The sequence below is a fragment of the Sporomusa sp. genome, assembly GCF_057736855.1.
Window position 1 is genome coordinate 1 of the sequence record NZ_JBYKYF010000260.1, and the last position, 1,670, is coordinate 1,670.

The 1,670-nt window shown below is 45.5% G+C and carries 2 protein-coding genes; both read right to left on the bottom strand.

Going from position 1 to position 1,670, the window contains the following annotated elements:
• Positions 1 to 242 precede the first annotated feature (242 nt).
• On the bottom strand, positions 243 to 815 hold the full coding sequence (pyrE, locus tag AC29Z1_RS14085) for an orotate phosphoribosyltransferase (RefSeq protein ID WP_488272088.1): 573 nt from the start codon (positions 813 to 815) through the stop codon (positions 243 to 245).
• Positions 815 to 1,534 carry an orotidine-5'-phosphate decarboxylase gene (gene pyrF, locus AC29Z1_RS14090; protein WP_488272089.1) on the bottom strand — a complete coding sequence of 240 codons (720 nt, stop codon included), beginning with the start codon at positions 1,532 to 1,534 and terminating at the stop codon, positions 815 to 817. The genes pyrE and pyrF overlap by 1 nt, the downstream gene beginning before the upstream one ends.
• Between the last annotated feature and the right edge of the window lie 136 nt (positions 1,535 to 1,670).

Here is a 1,670-nt window from a genome sequence, read left to right on the forward strand (position 1 = left end):
ATTTGAACCGTCGATCTCCGCCGTGACAGGGCGGCATGTTAGACCGCTACACCACGGGGCCGCGTTTTATCTCCCTGACGGAATATAATATTATCACGGTTTATCCATAATAGCAACAGTCTTTAGAAGTTATTTTGCAAAATTATATATATATATCTCACTAAATATCGTTAATTCGTTAATTTATTATAAATTTCACAGTAAATTGGAGGCTGCGCAGAACTTGCACAGCCTTTTCAGAATTATAGTTTACGGCTGCCGCGCTTGGTGATGGCTACACCCTCTTTGCATAAAGGACATTCGTCCGGGTGATAAGTAGGAACTGTTAAATGTAATAGTGCTTGAGCCGGAATACCGAAATCGACTTTGCCGCCACTACGATCTACCAGCATGCCTACTGCCACTGGAATTCCTCCATGCTCACGTACAACATCGATAACTTCTTTTACCGAGCCACCTGTTGTAACAATATCTTCAACAATAAGCACTCGCTGTCCTTTTTCAATAACAAAACCGCGTCTCAGTGCCATCTTTCCATTTTCGCGTTCAGTGAAAATAGCCCGAGTACCTAGCTGTTTCCCAACTTCATGGGCTAAAATAATACCCCCGGTTACTGGTCCCATTACAAGTTCAATATTATCGTTTTTAAAGCGTTCTGCCATTGCCGCACACAATGTCTCGGTATATTGCGGGTATTGCAATACCTGAAATTTTTCAACATACAGCGGACTATGCAGACCTGATGTTAAGAGAAAATGCCCTTCTAAAATCGCACCTGTCTGAATAAACAGTTGTCTTACTTCTGTTTCATTCATTACGCGTCCCTCATTTCTTCCAAAATTGCCAGCGCAGCATTTCTGGGATTTTGTGCTGCAGTAATGGGTCGCCCTACTACCAGATAATGGGCTCCTGCCCGCAGAGCTTCTGCTGGCGTAGCAACCCTGCTTTGGTCGTTTAGCGCTGCACCTTGCGGACGAACGCCGGGAGTTATGATGGCAAAATCCTTGCCACAGGCTGCACGAATAAGCTCAGCTTCCCGAGGCGAGGCCACTACGCCGTCCAATCCGGCGGCTTGCGCCATTTGGGCCAGATGTACCACTTGTTCTGTAATGCTGGTCGAATTGTTCAACGAAGCCCATTCGGCAGCATTCATGCTGGTAAGCACGGTAACAGCAATCAGCTTAGGTCGCAGTATATTAAGACTTAAAGCGGTTTCAGCGACCTGCTGAACTGCTGCCCGCATCATAGCCTGTCCCCCTGACGCATGAACATTAATCATGGTTACACCTAGTCGGGTAAGTGAAGCTGCACCCTGGGCTACAGTATTCGGAATATCATGCATTTTTAGGTCAAGAAACACATCTTTTCCCTGCTCACGCAAATAAGCCAGACATTCAATACCCACACTATAAAAAAGTTGCATCCCCACCTTATAAAAACTCACGGTATTACCTAGGGATTCAACCAGTTGTCTGACCTCAGCCATGGTAGCAACATCTAGGGCTACAATCAAACGGTTACGAACTTGTTCCATTCTGCCATCCTCCATGTTATGCGATTTCAACCACAGTTTACTTTACCAACAAGCTGACTTACGTGCGTTAAACCGCGCTCTACAAGGTAAGATCTAATCCCCTCAGCTACCTCGACCGATACATACGGATTAATAA